Below are 24,767 nucleotides of genomic sequence, written 5' to 3' on the forward strand. Positions count from 1 at the left end.
GCCGGTTAATCATCGTCTTCCCCCGAGATATCCTCCCCAAAATGAATGATGTTGCCGACATTATCCAATATACTGAACTGCCGCATACCCCATTCCATATCTTTTAGCGCTCCGTTAGGATGCACTACCCCTTGTGCCTTTAATTCCTCATATAGCTTATCCACTTCGGTTACGTTGATATAGCAGCCGGTAGCTTTAGGGATCTCAGGGTCGGTGCAGGGCCACAGGTGGATGAAGATGCCATCGCGGCTGAAGATCAGATACCCATCCCAACTGGAATGGAAGGTAAAGCCCAGCTTTTCGGTATAGAATTTTACGGTTTCTTCCTCGTTTAGCGAGGCTAATATGGGGATGGCTTTGGTTAGCATTATTTATTTATTAGTATATATAGATGGGGAGCGACTATTTGCTTTATACCTGTTTTATCTGATAAGTTGCTTTAACGACAATTAAAACTGAGCCGGATAGTATCTTTGCAATCTGTCGTACTTATATAAAAATTAAGACTATCTCGCTGTTTGAATAAGCGTGTACCGGGTGTTAGCTTATACCATAATTCATCAGGTATTGGGTCTACATAAGATGTATTCGATTCCCCGTCTTCTTTTACTGTGATGGTGTGATACAAATGATTGGACGAGTCAAGAAAAGCTTTTTCAATAATGCCATTAAATTCCATTTGTTGCACTTGTACCTTTTCAACACATTGCTGATTTTGAAAAGCTTCTGCATAAAACTTTCGCGGATTATGAAATATCAAGTAAAGGAATATGCCCGAGGCCGCAATTATGCGTTGATTTCTACTATCCCAAATATCAAACTTTCCTATCATTAGTTTATTTATTTCGCGACCGCATACTGAATGCATTTCTGTCCATTTTAGGAGGGTTATCTTCGGGGTAGCCGTAATATATGCTATTAAGATACTCGCATACTCTCAGCCGGTTTTGCCATGTCATTGCACGGAAATAGCCCCCTCATCCCCCGATTTCTTTGCTTTTTGCACACAGTAAGCCGTCCAATGTAACTTATATTCAGCCATACCCAAATATACCTCAATTAATTATTTCCCTGTAACAACTTTGTTAAATCGGCAACATACAATTACAGTTTTATTTAGATAAGTTTGCTTATTGCTTAATTAACTGATTTACAATGAAATTAAAACTACTTTACACTTGTATTGCACTTACGGGTTTGACGGCCAGCGCTTTCGCGCAAGAAACCGTTGATGCGGCCTCTGTTGCAAAGATCCGCGAAGAGGGGCTTAACCACTCTAAAGTGATGGACATCGCCTTTAACCTTACTGATGTTTCCGGCCCGCGTTTGGCTGGTTCGCCGGGTTTAAAACGCGCGCAGGACTGGGCCGTTAGCCAGCTGAAAGAATGGGGAATGGCCAACTCTAAATTAGAGGCCTGGGGTAAATTTGGTAAAGGCTGGGAAGTGCAGAAGAACTACGCTGCCATCACCGTGCCTTACTACCACGCTATCATAGCTATACCAAAGGCCTGGACGCCGGGTACCAACGGTGCTATAAAAGGCGATGTTGTTTTGGTAAAAGCCGATAGCCTTGCCGACCTTGATAAGTACAAAGGCAACCTTGCCGGTAAAATTGTAATATTTGATACTAAACCGCTTACCGAGCGTACCTTTAAAGCAGACGCTGCCCGTTACACCGAGGAAGAATTGGATAAAATGGCACAAGCTACTATGGCACCACGTGGCCAGCGTAATAACGCCTTCGACCCAAATTCGCCTGCGATGGCGGCAAGGCGCAAAATGATTGCGATGCGCAGCGCTATGGCTACCTTTTTTGTTGATCAGAAGGTTGGACTGGTATTAAGCCAGGGCCGTGGTACAGATGGTACTGTATTTACTACCAATGGTGCTTCTTACGCCGATACCGCAAAAGCCGTTGCACCTGAGTTGGAAACCAGCAGCGAAGATTTCCAGCGCATTTTGCGCCTGGTGAAGGCTGGCAAAAAGGTTGAACTGGAAGCCGATATCAAAACCGCTTTCTTTACCAACGACCTGCAAGGCTACAACGTTGTTGCCGAAATACCGGGTACCGATAAAAAACTGAAAGACCAGGTTATTATGATAGGTGGTCACCTGGATTCGTGGCACGCGGGTACCGGCGCAACAGATAACGCTGCCGGCAGCGCTGTGATGATGGAGGCTATGCGCATATTAAAAGCTATCGGCTTTAAACCAAAACGCACCATCCGTATTGCTTTATGGAGCAGTGAGGAGCAGGGCCTATTTGGCTCGCGCGGTTACGTAGCCGCCCATTTTGGCGACCCACGCACTCTGGCTTTGAAGCCAGAGCAAGCTAAACTGGATGCTTACTACAACCTGGATAACGGTACCGGAAAGATTCGCGGTATTTACTTACAGGGCGATTCGGCTGCTGGTCCGTTATTTAAAGCATGGCTGGAGCCTTTTAAAGACCTTGGCGCCACAACCGTTACCGTTAGTAATACCGGCGGTACCGATCACCAAAGCTTTGATGCCGTTGGCCTGCCGGGCTTCCAGTTCATCCAGGATGGTATTGATTACAACACCCGCACCCACCACAGCAACCAGGATACTTACGAACGCCTGATAGAAGACGATTTGAAACAAGCTGCTACCATCGTAGCATCGTTTGTATACAACACCAGCGAGCGTACGGAAATGGTTCCACGTAAACCGTTGCCAACAGTGGCCCCACCGCCGCCACCAGCTGCGCCGGTCGCACCTGCAAAAAATTAACCCCCTAACCCCCTGAAAGGGGAATTTTAAGGAAATAAAAAAAGCGATTGGTATATGCCAATCGCTTTTTTGTCTGCGGGTGTTCCACTTGATATGTGGGATACTTGTTTTTAATTCTTGTTGATTATCAATGTTTTGCATGTTTTTGGTGGAACGATTTGGAACATCCCTGTTGTTTAAGTAGTGACTGCAAATGGTTGTAAATTAAATGGTTAACGAAATTTGCATTTGTGGGAAAATTCGCGGCGGAACACCTTAGGTGGAACACTTCGTTTGCGGGGTATGCACGAAAATTTACAAATCTTGACAGGTGTAAACCGTGAGTAGCTAAGCTAATCGCTTTTTTAGAGATCTTGTTTATCCTGCAATTAAATTTTATTTTCAAAGCCTTATTATTACATAATGAATTTGGAAAGTTACGACTATCGCGCCGCAGATAATTTTCAAGACTTTTCGTTTTATAGCGTTGGGCCGAAAGGCAGAATAAAGAAGACGGTTGTTTATTCAAAAATTCAGGATTCACCTACAATTTATAATTTGGCGTTTGGAGATGAAAATCCAGCTAATGGAGAAATTGATGACAGGGCCATAACTGATAATGATGATAGAGATGTTGTTTTGTCTACGGTAGCTAACACTATAAATACGTTCTGCGATAATTACGGAAATCATCTAATTTATGCTAAAGGAAGCACCCCATCTAGAACAAGGTTATATCAAATGAGCATAGCAAGGCTTTTTAAAGAAATTAGCATAGATTTTGATGTGTTTGGAATAATAGGAGAAGATGTATACCATTTTCAAAGCAATGTCAATTATGACGCGTTTTTGGTTAAAAGAAAATAAACCGGTATATTTGATATAAACGAAAGGAGTTATTATGCCAGCAGTAAAGAATGCAGATCGAGAGAAAAGTCCCGGCAAGGTGATTGTTGATAATACTATCAAAAGCCATGCTAACGATCCATTCGTGGTAAAAAAAGTAGAGGATGCTAAAGAAGCCCTCAGTAAAATCAAACTTCCCGATTATTTAAAGTAATCTCGACAAGACATAAAAAAGCGATTGGCATAACCAATCGCTTTTTTATTATATAACATCCGAAAAGCCTTGTTTACGACGCTATCGTATGCTTATTGCATTTAATATCCAAACTCTGCACTTTGGCAACAATGGCTGCGGCATCGTAACCGCATTCGGCCCAAAGTTCGGGTTGCTCGCCATGTTCGATGATTGCGTCGGGAATACCCAGGCGGATCACGTTGGTGCCTAAATACTTATTATCAGCCATAAATTCTAAAAGGGCGGTACCCATACCACCTTCAATACAGCCATCCTCCACCGTAATTACGCAGCCAAATTTGCTGAACACTTCGTGCAGCATAGCGGCATCCAAAGGTTTTACAAAGCGGAGATCGTAATGGGCGGGGTAGTAGCCAAGGTCGTTTAACTGGGCGGTGGCTTTTACCACTTCATTGCCTATGGCACCAATCGATACAATGGCCACATCTTCACCGTCGCAAATCTTGCGGCCTTTACCAACCGGGATAGCTTTGAATGGTTTGCGCCAGTCCACCATCACGCCATTACCACGCGGGTAACGGATGCTGAAGGGGCCCATGTTTTCCAATTGAGCGGTGTACATCAGGTTGCGCAGTTCTTCCTCGTTCATGGGTGCAGATACCGTGATGTTGGGGATGCAGCGCATAAAGGCCAGGTCGTAAGCGCCGTGGTGTGTTGGTCCGTCGGCCCCGGCAATACCGGCGCGATCCAGGCAGAAGACCACGTTGAGTTTTTGTATGGCCACGTCGTGGATCACCTGGTCGTAAGCGCGCTGCATAAAGCTGCTGTAGATGTTACAGAAAGGCACAAGGCCCTGTGTGGCCAGTCCCGCAGAAAAAGTAACGGCGTGCTGCTCGGCAATACCCACGTCAAAGGCGCGGTTCGGCATAGCCTTCATCATCAGGTTCAGTGACGATCCGGACGGCATAGCCGGGGTTATCCCCATAATTTTAGGGTTAGCCTCGGCCAGTTCTATAATGGTATGGCCAAACACATCCTGGTATTTAGGCGGTTGTGGCTTATCGTATTTTGTCTTCTTTATTTCGCCGGTTATCTTGTCAAACAAGCCGGGAGCGTGCCATTTAGTTTGGTCCTTTTCGGCAAGGGCATAGCCTTTGCCTTTTACCGTAACGCAATGCAGCAGTTTAGGGCCGGGGATATCGCGCAGATCTTTAAGTACTTTTACCAAATGCTCCACATCGTGCCCGTCGATAGGGCCAAAATAACGGAACTTCAGCGCCTCGAAGAAGTTGCTGCGTTTAAGCAGGGTGCCTTTGATGCTTTTCTCGATCTTCTTGGCAATTTTAAACGCATCCGGGCCAATGGCCGATAACTTGGTAAGCACGGTTGCTATATCATCCCTAAACCTGTTGTAAGGCTTGGAGGTGGTAATATCGGTAAGGTATTCCTTTAGCGCACCCACGTTAGGGTCTATCGACATATTATTGTCGTTCAGGATCACCAAAATATTGCTGTTTTCTATCCCGGCATGGTTAAGCGCTTCAAAAGCAAGCCCGGCTGTCATGGCGCCATCGCCAATTACGGCTACGTGCTGCCTGTCGGTTTCGCCTTTGTATTGCGATGCCACGGCCATACCCAACGCTGCCGAGATGGAGGTAGAAGAGTGCCCAACACCAAAAGTATCGTACACGCTTTCGCTGCGTTTTGGGAAACCGCTGATGCCGTTATGGATGCGGTTGGTGTGGAATTGCTCGCGGCGGCCGGTTAATATCTTGTGCCCGTATGCCTGGTGGCCAACATCCCAAACCAGTTGGTCGTACGGCGTGTTTAGTACGTATTGCAGGGCAACCGTTAACTCAACAGTACCCAGGCTGGCGGCAAAGTGGCCACCGTTTACCGATACTACATCAATAATATACTGGCGCAGTTCGTTGCAAACCTGTTTTAGTTCTTCTTCCTTAAATTGCTTTAAATCAGACGGATCAACGATCCTTTTTAACAAATCACCGGCGGGTACCTGCATGGACATTCTTTAGAAGTATTTAACTTACAAAGTAAGCTATATTATGTGATAAATTTAGAATAGTATAAAGGTAATTATTGTTTTGTAAAATAACAATATGTAAACGCTTAACCGTTTTATCTGTATTTTTGAACTTATGTTGGAAAACGATTTCGCGATAAAGCTGCCCCAGTTTGAGGGCCCGTTCGACCTGCTGCTCTTTTTTATAGAGCGCGACGAACTGGATATCCACGATATCCCCATCGCCAAAATTACCGACGATTTCCTGCACTACATTCACCAGATGAACGTGCTGAACATGGAGCTGGCCAGCGAATTTATCTTTGTAGCAGCCACATTGATGCGCATAAAAGCCAAAATGCTGCTGCCTCGCTACAATACCGGCGAGGAAGAGAACGAGCTGGATACCAAAGAAGGGCTGATCCGCAAGCTGATAGAATACAAGAAATTCAAGGAGCTATGCGAGGAGATCCGCCCTTATGAAGACGAACGCTTTAAGCAGGAGAAGCGCGGCAACATCAAACTCGACCTGGAGCAGGTAGAGAAAGTAGCCGTACCCGGCGAGGAACTCTCCGAAATAAACCTGTATAAACTGATGGTGGTGTACAACCGGGTAATGAAACAGTTTTTAACCCGTACCGAAACCGTTACCCACACCGTGGTGCAGTACCCCTACACCATCGAAAAGCAAAAGCTGGCCATCCAAAACCTGCTGCAAATAAACAAAAAGCTCGATTTTAAACATATCGCCGGTAACAGCGAAAACAAAGTGCACTTCGTATACAACTTTTTGGCCGTGCTGGAAATGCTGCAGCAGGAGATGATAGATATCCAGATTGGTTTGGGGTATAATAATTTTTGGATAGCGCCGAGGGGGTAGATGTGCAGATTTCAGATTTCAAATGTGCAGATGAAATTGCGCTGCCGCAAGCGTCACCGGCTTGTGGCCCGTATGCAAAGCCATCATTATACCTATCTAATTTGTATCCGGCTCATCCGCCATTTAAAACACTCAAGGCACTACACGCCGGGGACGCTTGTGGTAGCAGGGAAGTATTGTTCTTCGGATGAAACTTTTATAGTAGTGCTCTCATATTTAAGAATTCCTATCGTATTAAATAATAGTTTATGCAGTTTGTTAAATGTTATTAATTCGACTTTGAAATCAAGGTATAACTGTAGTAGTTGCGTTGTACTTACCAAGCAAATTTTTTGCTGCCTGCTGTAAGAAAGCATTTGATTTGGAAAAGTATTTTCGATTCTATCTTTTAAGGGTATTTCCCGAAATCCATTAACGATAAGTATACCCTTGGGATTTAAATCGTGATTAATATGATAATTATTCACCCATTTCATTAGTTGAGCTGCGTGCTTTTCTGCTGCCGAGCCTTTAACCCCTTTGATTTCAGCAACAGCAACTTGACCTTTAAACGAAAAAATTAGATCATCTCGCCCATCATTAGTTGGTTCTATGATGTACCCTATTTCTTTTAGAATATCTTTCACGCCAAATTCTAAATCTTTACCTGTACTGTATAATAACTTTTTCAAGGTAGTGTAATAGATTAAATTTTGCTTTCGTTGGTTGATTTGATTATCAATAGCAATTTTTTCGTTTTGTAAATTTTTCAGTTTTGCAATTTCATCATGCTCATTTCCAATCGTGTAGTCGTCAAGCCATAATGGCGGTTCTAAGTTACTTTCTTCGGGTTTTATCTGCACATATAATAATTGATTGAGCTGTACAAAAGCGTCTTTGCATGCTTGTTGTCTGGTAAGATAATCGTCGAGGTCATCGGCCGAAGTTTTTAATGTTTGAAGAAGAAATATATTCCCACTTTCTACTGGAATCTGTAGTGTTGTGGGTTGATTAGACTTTGCGACACTCCCTATAACGTTCCCTATATGGTTTTTAAAAACAAAGTCATATGAATTATCAAAATTGGAAAAGAAATCCTTGAACTTGGCTATGTAATTAATCGAACTTCCCTTTTGACTCTTGATTGAGAAGTCTTTGCAATTTAAGGTTATAGTAGATAAATAGTCGAAAGTTATAACTTCATTGGAAGTTCTTGTCCCGATAATCTCCAACTGTTCTTCTAATTTAGTCGATATGATAACATACAAGTTCCCCCCTTTTTTTAAGTAATCTCTTATCTGTTCATTTCGCTCAGATATCACGTTATTAATTACAGCCAGTTTTGACTCGCGAATACCGTAAGATACCTGAGAAAAAACCTTCATATTAGTTATTTCCGCGACAATGCTTGCCAAGTCAATAATTAAAATATCGGCTTCCAGAAAATAATCGTCAGAAAAATACTTAACGGACTCAAAAAATTGTTGAGAAAACTTTTCTCCAATTTGTTTAACATTCATTGACTTATTTATAACCAACGTTAATTATAATTTATTACAAAAAAAAAGTAAAGAGCATTTTGTGTCCAATCAATAATCTAAGATCATACGATCGTGCCCTTGAACCATATATGAAGTAAGTTTGTAGCTTAGCGGTTCTTCCCGCAAGCCTCCCGGCTTGTGGCCCGCATGCAAAACAAGTCATGCAACATTCATTACTTATCTACGGCACCTCAAGCGGGACACTGTGGTAGCGCGGGAACGGCTTGAATACATCCCTACAAACCCAACAGGTACATCCTAAATAAAATATCGTAAAAACTTTGAATTTCAAAGTACTTTTATTTAACTTCGTATTGCATATAAATTAGCCTAAAGCTAATTTTTAAACCATACGAATCATGAAAGAGGAAATACTTGCCAACCAGCACGATGCCCGGCAGCTGGAAAAACTGTACCGGAGCAATAAGGGGCTTTTTAAAAGCGAGTTCCACCAGCTTTATCCGGAGCTTAGCGGCAACACGCTTGCCGGTTTCTGGAAGGAAAGGCTGAACTACGAAAGCGAGGATACCAACTGGGGCACATCGCAGGAGATTTTGATGGTTGTGCTGGCATCTCTGTTTGCGGGCCTTATTGCCAAGCTGCCGGCTATTTTTAACATCAATGAGGAGCTTTTTTATTCGCGCAACGTTGGTTTTATCGTTTTTCCATTACTAATGGCATACTTCGGCTGGAAGAATAAACTATCTATAGGGAAGATCGCCTTTGTGGCAGGGGCACCCCTTGAGGCGCTGCTTTTCATCAATCTGCTTCCGCATGCGGTTAAGAGCGATACACTCACTTTATCCTGCATCCATCTCTTGCTTTTTTTATGGGCAATACTGGGTTTTGCCTTTGTGGGCGATACCAGGTCCGGTGCGGCATCGCGCCTTGGCTTTTTAAAGTACAACGGCGACCTGGTTGTAATGACCACCCTTATCCTGATAGCGGGCGGCATCATGTCGGCCATAACGGTGGGGCTTTTCTCGCTTATCGGCTTTAACATCGAGGAGTTTTACTTTAAAAATGTAGCCATATTCGGGCTGGCGGCCGCGCCGCTTGTGGGCACCTATCTTACGCAAACCAATCCGCAGCTGGTGGGGAAAGTTTCGCCGGTAATAGCCAAAATATTTAGTCCGCTGGTATTGGTGATGCTGATGGTGTACCTTATAGCCATGGTTTATTCGCGCAAAAACCCTTATAACAGCCGCGAGTTCCTCCTAATTTTTAATGCACTGCTTATTGGTGTTATGGCCCTTATTTTCTTTTCGGTTGCCGAGACCTCCAAAAGCAAAGAAAGCGCTCCGCAAACCTGGGTATTATTCCTGCTCTCGGTGGTAACCATCATTGTAAACGGCATTGCACTTTCGGCCATTTTGCTGCGGATAACCGAAGGCGGCTTTACGCCCAACAGGGCAGCGGTGCTGGGCAGCAATGTGCTTATTTTAATAAACCTGCTGCTGGTAACCGCACAGCTTTTTAAAACCGTATCAAAAAAGGGCGAAATAGCCGGCGTAGGGAAGGCTATTGCAGGGTATCTGCCCGTTTATTTTGCCTGGGCAATTATAGTAACGTTTATTTTCCCGCTGATCTTTGGGTTTAAATAGAGATTAAGAAAAGGTTTTTTGAACCCCGGCGCACATTGTGTGCCGGGGTTTTGTTTTTGAGGGAAGGATAATTTCCTGGACCTTTTGGCCCGCTTGCTGTATTGATAAAACGCCAAATTAATTCCAACCGCTGCTGCTCTGCCCAATTTCTCTTACCTGTTTAATGTAATTATCATCTTTTCCATTCAATTCACATTTCAAATATCTCAAATCTAATTTTATAGCTAACTTAGCGCGCATTACACACAACAATGAAAAGAGATAAATTAATATTTAAATTACTGGATGAAGAGCAGCAGCGCCAGGAAGAAGGCATTGAGCTGATAGCATCAGAAAATTTTGTGAGCAAGCAGGTGATGGAAGCCGCTGGCTCTGTTGCAACTAATAAATACGCCGAAGGCTTACCGGGCAAGCGCTATTATGGCGGCTGCGAGGTGGTTGACGAAATTGAGACCATTGCTATTGAGCGTGCCAAGCAACTTTTTAATGCCGAGTGGGCAAACGTGCAGCCGCATAGCGGTGCGCAGGCCAACGCTGCGGTTATGCTGGCTGTTTTAAACCCGGGCGATAAAATATTAGGGTTCGATCTTTCTCATGGCGGCCACTTAACACATGGTTCTGCCGTAAACTTTTCGGGCAAATTATACGAGCCTCATTTTTATGGGGTTAAAAAAGATACCGGTTATGTAGATTATGAGCAGCTAAAAGAAGTTGCCCTGCGCGAAAAACCAAAACTGATCATCTGCGGCGCTTCGGCTTACTCGCGCGATTGGGATTATGAGTTTATCCGCGCCGTGGCCGATGAGGTTGGCGCTTTGGTGCTTGCAGATATTTCGCACCCGGCAGGTTTAATTGCCCGCGGTTTGCTTACCGATCCGCTGCCGCATTGCCATATTGTTACCACTACCACCCATAAAACCCTGCGCGGCCCGCGCGGTGGCCTTATTTTGCTGGGTAAAGATTTTGAGAACCCATGGGGACTTAAAACACCAAAAGGCGAAGTGAGAATGATGTCGGCCTTACTGGATATGGCTGTTTTCCCGGGCACACAAGGTGGCCCGCTTGAGCATATCATCGCGGCTAAAGCCATTGCTTTTGGCGAGGCTTTGAGCGATAGCTACATGAAATACATTTTACAGGTGAAGCTAAACGGCGCGGCCATGGCCAAAGCGTTTGTAGAGCGCGGTTACGATATCATATCGGGCGGTACAGATAACCACCTGATGCTGATAGATCTGCGTAATAAAAACATCAGCGGTAAAGCCGCCGAGAAGGCTTTGGTATCTGCCGATATCACCGCGAATAAAAACATGGTGCCTTATGATGATAAGTCGCCGTTTGTAACTTCGGGCATTCGTGTAGGTACTGCGGCCATCACTACCCGCGGCTTAAAAGAGAAGCACATGGATACCATTGTTGAGCTGATTGATATGGTAATAAACGACCCTGAAAATGAAACTGTTTTAAGGAAAGTACGTAAAAGGGTGCACAAGCTGATGGAAGAGCATCCGCTTTACCGCGATAAGCACTTGGGCTAATAAATGGACGTAGCGCATCATACCCCTTCGGAACTGGAAAGCAGGCGCGTAACTGCCCTGCATTCTTATGATATCTTAGATACCATGCCCGAAAAGGAGTATGATGCTATTACCCGTTTAGCTTCCTACATTTGCCATGTGCCAATTGCCTTTATCTCTTTTATAGATGATTCCAGGCAATGGATAAAATCAACCATAGGGCTTGATATTGAGCAGGTGCCTGTTGAAGATACCTTTTGCCAGCATACCATTAAAGAGGATCACCTGGTAGTTATCCCCGATCTTACCAAAAAAGAACACTTTTGCGATGAGGAGATGGTTAAAGGCGATTTTGGCCTGCGGTTTTATGCCAGCGCCCCGCTGATAGATCCGGATGGTTACCGCATTGGTACCTTATGTGTGCTGGATACCCATGTAAGGCACATTACCCATGAGCAGCAGGATGCCCTCAAAGTGCTGGCCAGCGAGGTGATATCGCACCTGGTGCTGCGTAAGCAGAAAAAAGAACTGGAGCGAAACCTGCAGGTGCACAAGGATTTTTATACACTCTTTAACAATTCATCAGAGATTCATTTGATTGCCGGTGCCGATTCTAACATCGAGCTTATCAATAACTGTATTGAAGACATTCTGGGCTATACGGTAGATGAAGCCACAGGCAGATCGTTATGGAGTTTTGTAGCCGGGCAAAATCGCGAGCAGTATGTCCCGGTGATAGAAAAAGCCGTGGCAACCGAAAAACCTTTCGAAATAGAGACCAAAACCGTTACCCGCGCCGGCGATATAAAATGGATAAGCTGGACCGCCGTATACAAGGTGGGCAAATGGTATTGCAGCGGCCGCGACATTACCCTGCACAAAAAGCTCATTTCAGAAACAGAGCAGCTTTCGCTGGTGGCCAGCAAAATAAAGAACGGCGTTGTAATAAGCGATGCAGACGATAGGGTAATATGGACCAACGCCGCTTTTGAGCACATCACAGGCTACAACACGGGTGATGTTGACGGGAAATTCCTGAGCGAAGTTATAAAAGGCAGGCCCAAAGATGAAGCTGCCGAAATGGAGCTCATAGACGCGATAAAAAGTAAAAGATCGTACGAGGCGGAGCTCTCCATGTTTACTAAGGATGGTGAGCCGAAATGGATCTCGGTAACCAACTCGGTTATCTATGCAAGCGATGGCGCGATAGAAAAATTCATCCGCATTATTATTGATATTACTACCCGCAAGCGTGCCGAGCAGGATGTGGAGATCCTGTCATTCGCGGCCCGCAAATCGCCAAGCGGTATCATGATACGTGATAACGAAAGCAGGATAGTATGGATGAACGAATCCATGGAGAAGATAATAGGGTACACCCTGGAGGACTTAAAAGGGCAAACTGTTGGCACCAAACTGGTTGGCGCAGAAACCGACATGGAGGTTTTTAAAGGGGCAGTACAAAAGGTAAAAGAGAACAAGCCTTACGAGGTTGAAATTAAAATATACAAAAAGGACGGCACGCCCGTATGGGTGTTTATATCAAACAGCCCGCTGTTTAACGAGGCCGGAAGCGTTGAACGCCAAATAGGCGTTATGGTGGATATTACCAGCCGCAAAAAAGCCGAGGAAGAGTTAACCATGCTATCGCTTGTGGCCAGCAAAACCACCAGCGGTGTGGTTATCAATGATAGTGAAGGTAAGGTAGAGTGGGTGAATGATGCCTTTGAGCATATTACCGGCTACGGGCTGGTGGATGTAAAGGATAAGCACCTCGGCGATACACTGAAAGGGGAATTGACGGATGTATCCATCATTAGCAAGGCGCGCGAACTATCGGAGAAGAAACAATCTTTTGAGGTAGATCTGCTCATCTACCGTAAAGACGGGCAACCGGTTTGGATCTCGATCATCAATTCGGTTATTACCGATGATGCCGGCAAGGTGGATAAATACATCGAGGTAATTATTGATATCACCTCCAAAAAGAAGGCCGAGCTGGAACTGATAGCCGCCAAGGAAGAAGCCCTGCAGCTGAGCCGCGCCAAGGATATGTTCATCGGCGTAATGAGCCACGAGATCCGCACCCCGCTTAACGCCGTGATCGGCATGAGTCATCTGTTGCTCGATGACAACCCTTTAGAATCGCAAAAGGAAAACCTCAGCATCCTCAAATTCTCGGCAGAAAACTTAATGACGCTGATAAACGATGTGCTGGATTTTACCAAGATAGAAACCGGCAATATCGAGCTGGAAAACGCGCATGTAAATATCCGCGATATGATCCAGGGGGTTACTGCCTCTATGCAATACAGGGCGGCAGAGAAAAACATCTACCTGAAAAGCGCTATAGAAAACGCCACCCCGGCGGTTGTAATTGGCGATAGGGCGCGGCTGGTACAAATTTTGTTAAATTTGGTGAGCAACGCGGTTAAATTTACCGCTACAGGCGGGGTTGATATCGATTTGAAGGTAATAGAAGAGACAAAAAAAACCGTCAGGATACGTTTTGCTGTAACTGACAGCGGAATTGGTATTGCAAAAAACAAATTAAATACCATCTTTGAATCTTTTAAGCAGGCCGAGGCGAATACCACCCGCGAATATGGCGGAACGGGCTTGGGCTTAGCCATCAGCAAAAGGCTGATTGAACTGCACGATTCGAGGATCAACGTCGACAGCATACCGGGGCAGGGGTCAACCTTTTGGTTCACTATAACCTTTAAAAAGCTGGACGACCAAACCATAAATAACAGCAACAAAGTGGAAACAGGATTAAATATCAACGTACTGGTAGTAGATGATAACCAAATAAACAGGTTATTGATAAACAAGGTTCTGAAAAAATGGGGCGCCACTGCCGATTTTGCCGAGAACGGCCAGGAAGCGATAGATAAACTGGAAGCCTTTAAAAACTTTGACGTGGTGCTGATGGATATCCACATGCCAATAATGGGCGGACTGGAAGCAGCAGGCATCATCCGCACCATGACCGATCCGTACTTTCAAAAATTACCCATCATAGCACTTACCGCATCTATGCTGAGCAACCAGATGGGCCAGATAGAGCACGCCGGCATGAATGATTACATCCTGAAACCCTTCGACCCGACAACCCTGCACATGAAGTTGAGTAAGTATCAGAAACAATAGGTAGAGGTTAGTTAGTTGGAGGTCAGAGATTAGAAAAATATCGAACACCGAATGCTGAATTTCGAATGATGAAGTTTAGCCGCTGTCAATAATACGAAGCGTTCCTACGGAGCGCTTTTTTGTTTTATGATGATTTTCTACCCACGAGATGTGCCGATGGCACTTGGGCATTATTCTATACAACATTGGCATTAAAAGACATGCAAAATCAATCGGTGAAATCATTCTACAATCGGTGCAATCCTAAATTGCATAAGCCATAGTAGCTATACTCAGCGTCAGTCCCGGCACTTTAAGCAATTCTATCCCACAGGCCTCCAGGGTAGCACCCGTAGTTACGGTATCATCTACTAATAAGATATGTTTATTTGCCAGCCGCTCGGGGTGTGCAACAGCAAACACCTCCTGCATATTCTCAAACCGGGCAAACCGCGATTTATGCGTTTGCGTTTTGGTAGCCACCGCACGGATGAGGTTATCCACCTCTACCGTTGCATTTAATTTTTCGGCAAGGCCATGGGCAAAGCAAGCGCTTTGATTATAGCCGCGCTCCTTCATCCGCTTTTTGTGGAGCGGTACGGGGATAATATAATCGGCTGTTTTAAAAATATCGTTCTCCGCAAGTTGCCTGCCCGCTACCTCGCCCAATATATTGCCTATGCGTTGTTGCCCATCGTACTTAAAGTGGTGCATCATTTGTTGCACTTTGCCGCCTTTGTTAAAAAAGTAAAGCGCGTAGGCCGCCCGCACTGGCAGTTTGCCCCAAAATTGCTGCGCCACAATGTTATCGGGCTGCTGGTGAAAGTTGGTGTAGGGGAGGTTGTACAGGCAGTTGGTGCAAATAAGATCTTCCCCGGCAACCAAACTGGCATGGCAGGCCGCGCATAGCTCCGGGAATATCAGCGATATAAAATCGGAAAGGTAGCGGCGCAGGAGATTCATTAGTACAATAATTAATCTTATTGTATAAAATGAATTTTCAACACAGTATGTGGTTGGAGGCGCCTAAAATCTTTAATATTACAGGTGTAAAGATCTGTGCAATGTTGTTCGGCAATGGCAACGTGTAAGCAATCGCTAAAGTTTCTATAACCGATAATTCCTGCCAATTCGGTTGCCCTTTTAAATTCAGGCAAATTATACTCAATGGGGTTTAATTGCGTAAGAAAGTCTATGTGTGAAGTAGTTGAACGGGAAGGTTGGTTAAGTTTGCCTAAAACGAATGCGGCTTCTTGAACGCTTAGCCAAGATATTGATAAATTGCCTCCGGATACAAATTTGTTCAATAAAGTTTTTACCTGTGTATGTAACGCTGGATTTTGCTTGATTAAAGAATGAACCAATACATCGGTATCAATGTAGTGCATAGATATTAAAAGCCGCGGCTGTGTGATTCTTTGATAAGAGCGTGAATGTCAATATCCGGAGAAATAATAGGTGCGTTTTTACTGTTCTCCTCTATCATCTTAAGCAGTTTTTCTTTATCCCTAACAGGCTCTGCAGTTTTGTTATCTATCGACTTAACGGTGATCTCAACTTCCTGCCCGGTAAACATGGTTTTAAGAGATTCAAGAAACTCTATGCTTAGTTCTTTTGCTTTTAAGCGGTATGTTGTTTGCATGATAAATCAAATATAACTAAAACACAAATAAATCCAAAGCGCTTACGCTTCCTCCGCTATCGCTTTATCCTTCTCTTTAATAGCTAATTGCCCGCAAGCAGCATCAATATCTTTACCGCGGCTGCGACGCAGGTTGGTATTTACGCCCTGGCTGCGCAAGTAATCGGCAAAGGCCTCTACCTTATCTTCACCGGCGTTAATGTAGCTGGCGAAAGAGATAGGGTTATACTCAATGATATTTACCTTGCAGGGGATGTGCCTGCAAAACTTAGCCAGCTCCATGGCATCCTGTATGTTGTCGTTTACACCATCAAAAATAATGTACTCGTAGGTTACTGCGTTCTTGGTTTTGGCGTAGAAGTATTTTAGGGCATCAGCCAGCGCTTTTAACGAGTTTTGCTCGTTAATGGGCATAATGGTGTTGCGCTTTTCGTCGTTAGCGGCGTGCAGCGATAAAGCAAGGTTGAATTTTACCTCGTCGTCGCCAAGTTTGCGAATCATTTTGGCGATGCCGGCGGTAGATACCGTAATACGCTTGGCCGCCATACCCAGGCCATCGGGCGAGGTGATGCGCTCGATGGATTTCATCACGTTGGCGTAGTTAAGCAAAGGCTCGCCCATGCCCATGTACACAATGTTTGATAGCGGGATGCCGTAATTTTCGCGGGCTTGTTTATCAATCAGTACTACCTGGTCGTAAATCTCATCGGGGTTAAGGTTGCGCTTGCGCTCCATATAACCGGTGGCGCAAAATTTACAGGTTAGGCTGCAACCCACCTGCGATGATACACAGGCCGTCATTCTGTCGGCGGTTGGAATTAAAACACCCTCAATTAAGTGGGTATCGTGTAAAATAAAAGAATTTTTTATAGTTTTATCAGCACTAACCTGTGAAGTATTTATTTTAACGTTATTGATAATAAATTTCTCATCAAGTTTAGTACGGAGTTCTTTTGAAATATTGCTCATGTCCTCAAAAGACAAGCATGATTTTTTCCACAGCCATTCGTACACCTGTTTGGCCCTGAAAGCCTTTTCATCCATCTGGATAAAATGCGCCTGAAGTGCCTGAAGGTCAAGGCTGCGGATATCAATTTTGTCTTTTTTTGCGTTCACAGTACAAAAGTACTTAAATTTAAAAATTCCGATGCCTTTTTAAAGTCATTCTTTTATAGTGTTAAAAACAATAACTAAAAGTTAATTGTATTTACTAAAATTGGGTGGAGTTAAATTTTTTTTAGAAGATGCCATTTTACACTGAATGAAAAGTTTTACAGCCGATTACGTTTACCCAGTTTGTGCCGATCCAATTAAAAATGGAATAGTAACAGTAGATGATGCCGGAAAAATAATCTCTATTACCGATAACCAATCTCCTGATCTACAAAATGTTCCCGCAGAGCGCCTGAGTGGCGTTATCATCCCGGGGTTTATCAACACCCACTGCCATACCGAACTCTCCCATCTTAAAGGCAAGATCGTCGCCGGCAACGGGCTCATCAGTTTTATAAAAGATGTACAGAATTTTAGGAATACCGAGAAGCAAGCCATTATAGAAGCCGCCGAAAGTGCCGACGAGGAGATGTACAACAATGGAATTGTAGCCATTGCCGATACCAGTAACAGCAATTTTACGATAGATCTGAAGGCAAAAAGCAAGCAGTATTACCACACTTTTGTGGAGATATTTGGCTTTTTACCCGAGAGCGCAGAAGAACTCTTTGCTAAAGCGCTGGCCCTGGCCGGGGAATTTAAACCGCAATCGGTATCTGTTACCGCTCACGCCCCTTACTCGGTATCTAAAGAATTATTTAAGCTGATCAAACGGCATAGCGATAGCGGTGAGAACCTGCTGAGCATTCATAACCAGGAGTGCGAGGATGAGAATAAGTTTTACCGCTATAAGATGGGCGGTTTTATAGACATGTATAAGCACTTCGGTATCAACATAGATTACTTTCGGCCGCAGGCGCGTAACTCCTTGCAATCTATTATACCGCTGCTTACCAACCGGCAAAAAATATTGATGGTGCACAATACCTGCACCAATTTAAAGGATATCTATTTTATCAAGCGGTTCGACAGGAAGATAAACTGGTGCTTTTGCCCCAATGCCAATATGTATATAGAAAAGCGCCTGCCCAAAGTGGAGCTTTTTGTAAACCAGGGGCTTAATATTACCCTGGGTACCGATAGCCTGGCCTCAAACGATAAGCTTTGCATCCTAAGCGAAATGCGCACGCTGCAGCAAAACATCCCTTCGCTAAGTTTTGATACCCTGCTGCAATGGGGCACCAGTAACGGAGCCAAATTTTTGGGCATCGATAACGAAAAGGGGACCCTTGAAGTTGGTAAAACCCCGGGACTCAACCTCATCACCGGCCTCGACGGAAACAAAATTACCCCGGAAACGAAAGTTCGCAGGTTAATTTGAAAATGAAATGATTTGAAGATTTGAAAATCAATTGCCGGTTTCAGATATAACCACTTAATTTGAAAAGCAATTACGTTTTTAAGTTGTTGCCATTTTAATCTTCAAATTAGCACATCTTCAAATTTTCAAATCAAAATGAAGCATCTCGATATTACAGTAAAAGGCAAAGTGCAGGGCGTTTCTTTCCGGGTGGCGGCAAAAGCCGTTGCCGATCAGCTTGGCGTGCGGGGGCTTGTGCGTAATCAGCCTAATGGCGATGTGTTTATTGAAGCCGAAGCCGATGATTTTATGATGGATATGTTTTTAGAATGGTGCCACGAAGGCGCGGAACACGCCGTAGTTACCGGTGTGGAAACGCATGATGGCGAATTAAAAAACTATCGTAATTTTGAGGTTGTAAAAAAATAGTTCGGTACACCTTAAGCTCCCTCTGATTGTCAACCGCAAAAAAATTCGCCGGGCAAACTTTTGTATATGGTTTAAGCACCATTGCCGGCCGTGTACTCAGTTTTTTTCTGACGCCGATATACACACGCACCTTCTCCACAAAAGTATATGGCATATTCGGAAACCTGTATAGCTATGCTTCCATACTGAATGCCCTGCTGGCCTTCGGGATGGAGACCACATTTTTCAGGTATCTCAACAAACGGCCCGATGATAAGCAAACTGTTTATAACAACGCGTTCGGTGCTGTTTTGGCGATGTCCTTATTGTTTTTAGCGCTTACCTTTCCTTTTGCCGGGTTAATCACAAGCTGGATCCGCATAGATTCATCTACACCCGTATCCGAGTATATCCTGTTTATCAAATTTTTTATTGGTACGCTGGTGGTTGATGCCATTTCGGTGATACCGTTTGCCAAGATCCGTGCCGACGGGCGCCCGGGCCGGTACGGGATGCTGAAGTTTGTAAACGTAATGATGTTTGTAAGCTTAAACCTCATGTTCATTTACCTGTTGCCGGCTATTGTTAAGCACAACTGGCCCGGTGCCGGCTTGATAGCGCCCTGGTTTAAGCAGGGCTGGATAGGTTATGTATTCCTTTCGAATTTTATTGCCAACTCCATTACCGCAATAATGCTGCTGCCCGAGTTTTTAAAGCTGCGGCCCAAATTTAGTAAAGAGCTACTCACGGAGATGCTGATGTACAGCTGGCCGGTGCTTATTGCAAACTTCTCTTACCTTGTAAACGAAAACCTGGATAAAATTCTTTTGGGTAAATTATTACCGCTTAACGAAAGCGCTACCCAGGTAGGTATCTATTCGGCATGTTCCAAAATCTCGGTATTCCTTAGCATATTTGTAAACGCCTTCAGGCTGGGTGCCGAACCATTCTTTTTCAGTCATGCAAAAAACAAGAACGCTACACAAACCTATGCCCGTATTATGCACTATTTTGTGATAGCGGTTTGTATGATATTTGTGGCGCTGGTGGCCAATATAGAGTTGCTTAAGTATTTTATAAAGGGGAAGGATGCCGCGCAAACGGCCTTGTACTGGTCGGGCATTAAGGTGATACCCGTGCTGCTTTTTGGCTATGTAAGTTTGGGTATTTATATGAATTTATCGGTTTGGTATAAGCTTACCGATCAAACAAAATACGGGCTGTACATATCGGGCATTGGCGCTTTGGTAACCATTGTGCTCAATGTTATCTTCATCCCTTTTTACGGTTACATTGCCTCGGCCTGGATCTCGCTTAGCACTTACACTACCATGATGGTGCTATCGTACCTGTGGGGGCAAAAACATTATCCTATCCCTTACCTCTTAAAAAAGAACCTCACTTATATCATAATATCGCTCGCACTCGTTTACTTATCATTCAGCATATTTAAGCGCAATATATTTATCAGCAACGGCTTGTTTATTTTATTTGCACTGGGGGCATTGTATACCGAACGAAAAGAACTAAAAGCTATATTTAGCAAATGAACATCAGGGTAATCAACAGATCTAAAAATACTTTACCGGCTTACGAAACGCTCCATGCCGCCGGGATGGATCTGCGTGCCGAGCTGGAGGCCCCCGTTATTTTAAAACCACTGGAGCGCCAGCTGATAGCCACGGGGCTTTATATTGAGCTGCCCGAAGGCTACGAAGCACAGATCCGTCCCCGCAGCGGTTTGGCCTATAAACATGGTATCGGCATTGTAAACTCACCGGGTACTATTGATGCCGATTACCGCGGCGAAATAAAGGTACTGCTGGTGAACCTTTCTAACATTGATTTTGAGATAAACACCGGCGACCGGATTGCCCAGATGGTAGTGGCCAAACACGAGCAGGTGAAATGGGAAGAGGTTGACACGCTGAGCGACACCACCCGGGGTGCAGGCGGTTACGGCCATACTGGTAAAAGCTAAATAATGAAGAAAGCGGCATTTATAATACTGTTGGGTGGTTTGTGTACCACGGCATTTGCTCAAAAAAGGAGCAATGGCGATGGCGCGTCCCTAAAGCAGCTGAGCGCCTCAGATAGTAGCCGGGTAAAGGAGCTGTTCTTTTCGGCCATCCGCCAAAAAACAATTGATAATACCAGGCTCGCGACCGAGTTGTTTGGCCAGGTGCTGGCTATCGACCCAAACAACGATGCCTCGATGTATGAACTGGCCAACCTGCAAAAAGCGCAGAACAATTACCAGGCAGCAGCCCCGCTGTTAGAAAAAGCAACCGCTGTAAGCCCCGATAACGAATGGTACTGGCTGGCCCTTGCCGATAGCTACGAAAAAGCAAACGACCTGGTGAAACTACAGGGCGCCTTTGATCAACTGATCCGAATTAACCCCGATAAGCCCGGCTATTATTTTGGCAAGGCAAGTGTTTACTCGGTGCAGCGCAAGTACGATGAAGCCATAAAACTATACGATAAGGTAGAAACCATAACCGGCCCAACGGAAGAATTGCAAAGCAACCGCCAAAAAATTTACCTGATACAGGGTAAGGTTGATAAAGCATCAGACGGGCTGGAGAAAATGATTGCCGATAACCCTAATGAGGCCCGCCATTACCTGATGCTTGCTGAACTGTATAATTCCAACGGGTTAAACGATAAGGCGATAGAGGTATTGAATAAAGGTGTTGCCGCGCTTGATAAGGAAAAGAACAATGGGCTTGGTTATGGCCTGCTGCACATGGCCCTGGCCGATGTTTATAAGGATAAAAAAGACCCGGTGGCCAGCTTTAATGAGCGGAAGATAGCCTTTGCTAACCCGGATATTGATGTGGAGCAAAAGGTGCGCGTGATACAGGACTATGTTCCCCAACTTACCGACCCTAAACTGAAGGTACAGGTGCTGGAACTTAGCCGCTTGCTTACGGTTGCCCACCCCGGCAGCGATAAGGCATTTGCCATTTACGGCGATATGCTGGTACAAACAGAACAGTATCGCGAAGCAAAACCGGTGTATAAAAAATCGGTAGGGCTAAATCCGCAATCATATCAGGTACACGAGCAATTGGTACGCATAGAAATGGCCGAAAGCGATTTTGAAGGCGCTATAAAAGATGGCGAGAACGCGCTCAGCTATTTCCCCAACCAGGCGTGGATGAATTATTTGGTAGGCATAGCCTGGCAGCAAAACAAAAACTACAACAAAGCCCTTGGTTATTTAAAAAACGCGGCGGGCTTAGAGGCTACCGATAAGGACATGCTTTCGCAATGCTACTCGGCTATGGGCGATTGCTATCATTCCATCAGCGATAACAAAAGTTCGGATGAGGCTTACGAGAAAGCGCTGAGCTACAACCCTGATAATGCTTTCACGCTGAACAATTATGCGTACTATTTGTCGTTAAGGAACGAGCACCTGGATAAGGCGGCGGCAATGTCTAAACACAGTACCGAGCTGCAGCCCAACACCGCTTCGTTTGAAGATACTTACGCTTGGATCTTATTCAGGCAGAAGAACTACGCCGAAGCAAAGGTTTGGATAGAGAAGTCGCTCGCGCATGATAAAACAGACAGCGCGGTAAAGACAGAACACTATGGCGATATCCTGTTTTTTACAGGAGACACCAGCGGTGCCCTACAAAATTGGGAAAAAGCCAAAAAACAAGGTGGCACGTCGCCGGCATTAGAGAAAAAAATAAATGAGAAAAAATATTCTGAATAAAATAGCCATCATCCTTTTACTGATTATAGCGGCAAGCTGTAAATCAAAAAAACTGGTGGTGGTACAGCGCCCAACAAAGGATACGGCTGTTGTAAAAACAAACGATGTAGCCGAGCGGCTGGCAGCCATACGCGCCAAACAAGTCACCTTTAATACCTTTAGCGGCAAGGCCAAAACCAAACTGGTTATCAATAACGACGATAATGATTGTACCCTCAATATCCGTGTAAACCGCGATCAGAAGATCTGGATCTCCATTACCGCCATAGCCGGCCTGGAGGTTGCCAGGGCATTGATAACGCCCGATAGCATCCTGGTAATAAACCGTTTCCAAAACCTGTACTTAAAAAAACCGTTCAGCTATGTGCACAGGTTTGCAGGCAGGCAGATCAATTTTAAAACACTGCAGTCGTTATTAGTAGGCAACGCCATAGGCGAACTGCTGAACGAGGACGCCAAATTTACACCCGAGGGCAGCAATACAGGCGTAACCGGCGATTTACAAGGTATGGTGTATAAGCTATTACTTGGCCCCGATTTGAAGGTAACCCAAACTAACCTGGCCAACAAAAGCGCCGGGCAAACCTTGCAGGTGGCCAACCGGGTTTTTATACAGGCCGATAACCGCGTGGTACCATCGCAAATAGATATTACCTCTAACGCGCCGGGCAATAAAGTACTGGCTAATTTACGTTACACCACGGTAGAATTCGACCGTGTTTTAGAGTACCCGTTCAGTATTCCAAAAAGTTATCAACCTGCAGATTAAAAATCATATTTTTGATGAATGAAATTTTTTAAAGCAGCCCTGATCATAATTGCTGTATGTACAGCTACCAGCGTGTTTGCGCAAACCAGCGACGAATTAAAACGCCGTAAAAATAAACTTACCGAGGAGCTGCAGCAGCTAAACCGCGAGTATGAGGAAACTGCCAGCAATAAAAAGGTTTCGTTAAGGCAGTTGAATAATCTTAAGATACAAATAAACCTGCGCCAGGAAAAGATAGCCAATATCAACGCCGAGGTAAGAAATTTAGATAATCAGATCTCCGAGAGCAATAATACCGTACATAACCTGCAGAGCCAGTTAGACCAGTTAAAAAAAGAGTACGCCGGCATGGTGTTGTTTGCTTACCGCAACCAAAGCGCCTATAATAAGCTGATGTTTATTTTTGCGTCAAAAGACTTTAACCAGGCGTACAGGCGTTTAAAATATTTACAGCAATTTGGTACCTACCGCGAGCGGCAGGCCGGTTACATACAGGGCACACAAAAAGAACTGCATGTAAAAATAAACGAGCTGGATAGAGACAAAAAAGAGAAAAGCAACTTGCTTACCGAGCAGGAAAAAGAAAAGGCGGAATTAGGTAAGGCAAAAAGTAACCAGGTAAAAGTAATTACCGACCTGAGCAAACACCAGGGCGAGCTTAAAAAGCAACAAAAGGATGTTCAGCAAAAAATTGCGAAAACCAACCGCGAGATAAATAACGCTATCCGCAGGGAGATAGAGGAAATGAGGCGCAAGGCCGAGGAAGAAGCAAGGAGAAGGGCAGAGGAAGCAGCGCGTATTGCAGCAGCTAAAGCCAAGGCCGATGCCGCTAATAATAATGCGCCGGCGCCTACTGTAACTAAAAAGCCTATAGTTGTAAAACGTACAACCGATAGCGAAGCGCTGAACGCCACACCCGAAGCCGCCAAGTTATCAAACGACTTTTTGGGTAACCGCGGGCGTTTGCCATGGCCGGTTGCCAGCGGGCAGCTGATACACGGTTTTGGTACGTATGTAGAAGATGGGATCCGTAATGATAACAATGGCTACGAGATAAGGGCCGCAGCGGGCGCTCCCGTAAGGGCAGTGTTTGATGGTACGGTGAAAATGGTGAAGGATATCAGCGGTACTTATCTGGTTATTATAAATCATGGCGAGTATTTTACATCGTACTCCAACCTTCGGTCGGTAAATGTTTCGGTAGGGCAAAAGGTTAGCACCAAGCAAACCATTGGCGCTGTAGCAACAGATCAGATCAGTGGTGAGTCGTCAGTGAACTTTATCCTGAATAAGGGTACCACATTTGTGGACCCGCGCGTATGGCTGGCACCTGCAAACTAAAGTGTTAACTATA

The 24,767-nt window shown here is 44.7% G+C and carries 22 protein-coding genes; 14 read left to right on the plus strand and 8 right to left on the minus strand.

The features are described 5' to 3' along the window. Window positions 1-5: 5 nt before the first annotated feature. Window positions 6-368, minus strand: a complete 363-nt coding sequence (locus tag IDJ77_RS17240) for a bleomycin resistance protein (RefSeq protein ID WP_191190228.1) — start codon at window positions 366-368, stop codon at window positions 6-8. A 71-nt stretch (window positions 369-439) separates the two neighbouring features. Beyond that, on the minus strand, window positions 440-832 hold the full coding sequence (locus IDJ77_RS17245; protein WP_191190229.1) for a hypothetical protein: 393 nt from the start codon (window positions 830-832) through the stop codon (window positions 440-442). Between the two features lie 323 nt (window positions 833-1,155). Between IDJ77_RS17245 and IDJ77_RS17250 the strand changes: the two genes are divergently transcribed. From IDJ77_RS17250 to IDJ77_RS17260, 3 genes are all read left to right on the plus strand, one after another. Then, on the plus strand, window positions 1,156-2,754 hold the full coding sequence (locus tag IDJ77_RS17250; protein ID WP_191190230.1) for a M28 family metallopeptidase: 1,599 nt from the start codon (window positions 1,156-1,158) through the stop codon (window positions 2,752-2,754). A gap of 402 nt (window positions 2,755-3,156) precedes the next feature. Then, window positions 3,157-3,600, plus strand: coding sequence for a DUF6934 family protein (locus IDJ77_RS17255; RefSeq protein WP_191190231.1), 444 nt, complete (start codon window positions 3,157-3,159; stop codon window positions 3,598-3,600). A 34-nt stretch (window positions 3,601-3,634) separates the two neighbouring features. Further along, on the plus strand, window positions 3,635-3,793 hold the full coding sequence (locus tag IDJ77_RS17260) for a hypothetical protein (RefSeq protein WP_191190232.1): 159 nt from the start codon (window positions 3,635-3,637) through the stop codon (window positions 3,791-3,793). 73 nt (window positions 3,794-3,866) lie between these two features. Here IDJ77_RS17260 and dxs read toward each other — a convergent pair whose 3' ends face one another. After that, on the minus strand, window positions 3,867-5,798 hold the full coding sequence (gene dxs, locus IDJ77_RS17265) for a 1-deoxy-D-xylulose-5-phosphate synthase (RefSeq protein ID WP_191190455.1): 1,932 nt from the start codon (window positions 5,796-5,798) through the stop codon (window positions 3,867-3,869). Between the two features lie 136 nt (window positions 5,799-5,934). On the opposite strand from dxs, the gene IDJ77_RS17270 reads away from it, so the two are divergent. After that, complete coding sequence (locus IDJ77_RS17270; protein ID WP_191190233.1) at window positions 5,935-6,678, plus strand: segregation and condensation protein A; 744 nt, start codon at window positions 5,935-5,937, stop codon at window positions 6,676-6,678. Between the two features lie 140 nt (window positions 6,679-6,818). On the opposite strand, the gene IDJ77_RS17275 is transcribed toward IDJ77_RS17270, so the two are convergent. Next, window positions 6,819-8,177 carry a hypothetical protein gene (locus IDJ77_RS17275; RefSeq protein WP_191190234.1) on the minus strand — a complete coding sequence of 453 codons (1,359 nt, stop codon included), beginning with the start codon at window positions 8,175-8,177 and terminating at the stop codon, window positions 6,819-6,821. 380 nt (window positions 8,178-8,557) lie between these two features. Here IDJ77_RS17275 and IDJ77_RS17280 point away from each other — a divergent pair, with 380 nt between their 5' ends. The 3 genes from IDJ77_RS17280 (at window position 8,558) to IDJ77_RS17290 (ending at window position 14,472) form a co-directional block, all read left to right on the plus strand. Next, on the plus strand, window positions 8,558-9,802 hold the full coding sequence (locus tag IDJ77_RS17280; protein ID WP_191190235.1) for a hypothetical protein: 1,245 nt from the start codon (window positions 8,558-8,560) through the stop codon (window positions 9,800-9,802). A gap of 251 nt (window positions 9,803-10,053) precedes the next feature. Beyond that, the gene (locus IDJ77_RS17285) at window positions 10,054-11,340 is read left to right on the plus strand and encodes a serine hydroxymethyltransferase (protein ID WP_191190236.1); all 1,287 of its coding nucleotides are present in this window, start codon (window positions 10,054-10,056) and stop codon (window positions 11,338-11,340) included. 3 nt (window positions 11,341-11,343) lie between these two features. Next, window positions 11,344-14,472, plus strand: a complete 3,129-nt coding sequence (locus IDJ77_RS17290; RefSeq protein ID WP_191190237.1) for a PAS domain S-box protein — start codon at window positions 11,344-11,346, stop codon at window positions 14,470-14,472. A gap of 243 nt (window positions 14,473-14,715) precedes the next feature. Here IDJ77_RS17290 and IDJ77_RS17295 read toward each other — a convergent pair whose 3' ends face one another. From IDJ77_RS17295 to rlmN, 4 genes are read right to left on the minus strand one after another with little or no spacing between them, the layout of a single operon-like run. Continuing rightward, on the minus strand, window positions 14,716-15,414 hold the full coding sequence (locus tag IDJ77_RS17295) for a ComF family protein (RefSeq protein ID WP_191190238.1): 699 nt from the start codon (window positions 15,412-15,414) through the stop codon (window positions 14,716-14,718). Between the two features lie 17 nt (window positions 15,415-15,431). Beyond that, window positions 15,432-15,839: a type II toxin-antitoxin system VapC family toxin gene (locus tag IDJ77_RS17300; RefSeq protein ID WP_191190239.1), complete on the minus strand. Its 408-nt coding sequence runs from the start codon at window positions 15,837-15,839 to the stop codon at window positions 15,432-15,434. Between the two features lie 5 nt (window positions 15,840-15,844). Next, window positions 15,845-16,093, minus strand: coding sequence for a hypothetical protein (locus IDJ77_RS17305; protein WP_191190240.1), 249 nt, complete (start codon window positions 16,091-16,093; stop codon window positions 15,845-15,847). 42 nt (window positions 16,094-16,135) lie between these two features. After that, window positions 16,136-17,209 carry a 23S rRNA (adenine(2503)-C(2))-methyltransferase RlmN gene (gene rlmN / locus IDJ77_RS17310; protein ID WP_191190241.1) on the minus strand — a complete coding sequence of 358 codons (1,074 nt, stop codon included), beginning with the start codon at window positions 17,207-17,209 and terminating at the stop codon, window positions 16,136-16,138. A 145-nt stretch (window positions 17,210-17,354) separates the two neighbouring features. Between rlmN and IDJ77_RS17315 the strand changes: the two genes are divergently transcribed. The 7 genes from IDJ77_RS17315 to IDJ77_RS17345 all read left to right on the plus strand — a co-directional run bounded on the left by IDJ77_RS17315 (window position 17,355) and on the right by IDJ77_RS17345 (window position 24,754). Next, entirely contained in the window at window positions 17,355-18,527 is a 1,173-nt protein-coding gene (locus IDJ77_RS17315; RefSeq protein WP_191190242.1) for an amidohydrolase family protein, read from the plus strand. Between the two features lie 135 nt (window positions 18,528-18,662). Beyond that, window positions 18,663-18,935 (plus strand): acylphosphatase, encoded by a 273-nt coding sequence (locus IDJ77_RS17320; RefSeq protein WP_191190243.1) that lies wholly within the window; start codon window positions 18,663-18,665, stop codon window positions 18,933-18,935. Window positions 18,936-18,961: 26 nt separating this feature from the next. Further along, a complete protein-coding gene (locus IDJ77_RS17325; RefSeq protein ID WP_191190244.1) occupies window positions 18,962-20,464 on the plus strand; it encodes a lipopolysaccharide biosynthesis protein in 1,503 nt (500 codons plus the stop codon). Beyond that, a complete protein-coding gene (gene dut, locus IDJ77_RS17330) occupies window positions 20,461-20,895 on the plus strand; it encodes a dUTP diphosphatase (RefSeq protein WP_191190245.1) in 435 nt (144 codons plus the stop codon). Before IDJ77_RS17325 ends, dut begins: the two co-directional genes overlap by 4 nt. Before the next feature lie 3 nt (window positions 20,896-20,898). Beyond that, window positions 20,899-22,644: a tetratricopeptide repeat protein gene (locus tag IDJ77_RS17335; protein ID WP_191190246.1), complete on the plus strand. Its 1,746-nt coding sequence runs from the start codon at window positions 20,899-20,901 to the stop codon at window positions 22,642-22,644. Then, window positions 22,622-23,413 carry a DUF4292 domain-containing protein gene (locus IDJ77_RS17340; RefSeq protein WP_191190247.1) on the plus strand — a complete coding sequence of 264 codons (792 nt, stop codon included), beginning with the start codon at window positions 22,622-22,624 and terminating at the stop codon, window positions 23,411-23,413. Before IDJ77_RS17335 ends, IDJ77_RS17340 begins: the two co-directional genes overlap by 23 nt. A gap of 18 nt (window positions 23,414-23,431) precedes the next feature. Then, entirely contained in the window at window positions 23,432-24,754 is a 1,323-nt protein-coding gene (locus tag IDJ77_RS17345) for a murein hydrolase activator EnvC family protein (RefSeq protein WP_191190248.1), read from the plus strand. Window positions 24,755-24,767 lie beyond the last annotated feature (13 nt).

Origin of the sequence: Mucilaginibacter pankratovii (genome assembly GCF_014773265.1) — a bacterium.
Taxonomy (GTDB): Bacteria; Bacteroidota; Bacteroidia; order Sphingobacteriales; family Sphingobacteriaceae; genus Mucilaginibacter; species Mucilaginibacter pankratovii.

Bases quoted from the DNA above. Each gene is read 5' to 3' on its own strand.
- IDJ77_RS17240 (WP_191190228.1), bottom strand. From the start codon at position 368: ATGCTAACCAAAGCCATCCCCATATTAGCCTCGCTAAACGAGGAAGAA.
- IDJ77_RS17245 (WP_191190229.1), bottom strand. From the start codon at position 832: ATGATAGGAAAGTTTGATATTTGGGATAGTAGAAATCAACGCATAATT.
- IDJ77_RS17250 (WP_191190230.1), top strand. From the start codon at position 1,156: ATGAAATTAAAACTACTTTACACTTGTATTGCACTTACGGGTTTGACG.
- IDJ77_RS17255 (WP_191190231.1), top strand. From the start codon at position 3,157: ATGAATTTGGAAAGTTACGACTATCGCGCCGCAGATAATTTTCAAGAC.
- IDJ77_RS17260 (WP_191190232.1), top strand. From the start codon at position 3,635: ATGCCAGCAGTAAAGAATGCAGATCGAGAGAAAAGTCCCGGCAAGGTG.
- dxs (WP_191190455.1), bottom strand. From the start codon at position 5,798: ATGCAGGTACCCGCCGGTGATTTGTTAAAAAGGATCGTTGATCCGTCT.
- IDJ77_RS17270 (WP_191190233.1), top strand. From the start codon at position 5,935: ATGTTGGAAAACGATTTCGCGATAAAGCTGCCCCAGTTTGAGGGCCCG.
- IDJ77_RS17275 (WP_191190234.1), bottom strand. From the start codon at position 8,177: ATGAATGTTAAACAAATTGGAGAAAAGTTTTCTCAACAATTTTTTGAG.
- IDJ77_RS17280 (WP_191190235.1), top strand. From the start codon at position 8,558: ATGAAAGAGGAAATACTTGCCAACCAGCACGATGCCCGGCAGCTGGAA.
- IDJ77_RS17285 (WP_191190236.1), top strand. From the start codon at position 10,054: ATGAAAAGAGATAAATTAATATTTAAATTACTGGATGAAGAGCAGCAG.
- IDJ77_RS17290 (WP_191190237.1), top strand. From the start codon at position 11,344: ATGGACGTAGCGCATCATACCCCTTCGGAACTGGAAAGCAGGCGCGTA.
- IDJ77_RS17295 (WP_191190238.1), bottom strand. From the start codon at position 15,414: ATGAATCTCCTGCGCCGCTACCTTTCCGATTTTATATCGCTGATATTC.
- IDJ77_RS17300 (WP_191190239.1), bottom strand. From the start codon at position 15,839: ATGCACTACATTGATACCGATGTATTGGTTCATTCTTTAATCAAGCAA.
- IDJ77_RS17305 (WP_191190240.1), bottom strand. From the start codon at position 16,093: ATGCAAACAACATACCGCTTAAAAGCAAAAGAACTAAGCATAGAGTTT.
- IDJ77_RS17315 (WP_191190242.1), top strand. From the start codon at position 17,355: ATGAAAAGTTTTACAGCCGATTACGTTTACCCAGTTTGTGCCGATCCA.
- IDJ77_RS17320 (WP_191190243.1), top strand. From the start codon at position 18,663: ATGAAGCATCTCGATATTACAGTAAAAGGCAAAGTGCAGGGCGTTTCT.
- dut (WP_191190245.1), top strand. From the start codon at position 20,461: ATGAACATCAGGGTAATCAACAGATCTAAAAATACTTTACCGGCTTAC.
- IDJ77_RS17335 (WP_191190246.1), top strand. From the start codon at position 20,899: ATGAAGAAAGCGGCATTTATAATACTGTTGGGTGGTTTGTGTACCACG.
- IDJ77_RS17340 (WP_191190247.1), top strand. From the start codon at position 22,622: ATGAGAAAAAATATTCTGAATAAAATAGCCATCATCCTTTTACTGATT.
- IDJ77_RS17345 (WP_191190248.1), top strand. From the start codon at position 23,432: ATGAAATTTTTTAAAGCAGCCCTGATCATAATTGCTGTATGTACAGCT.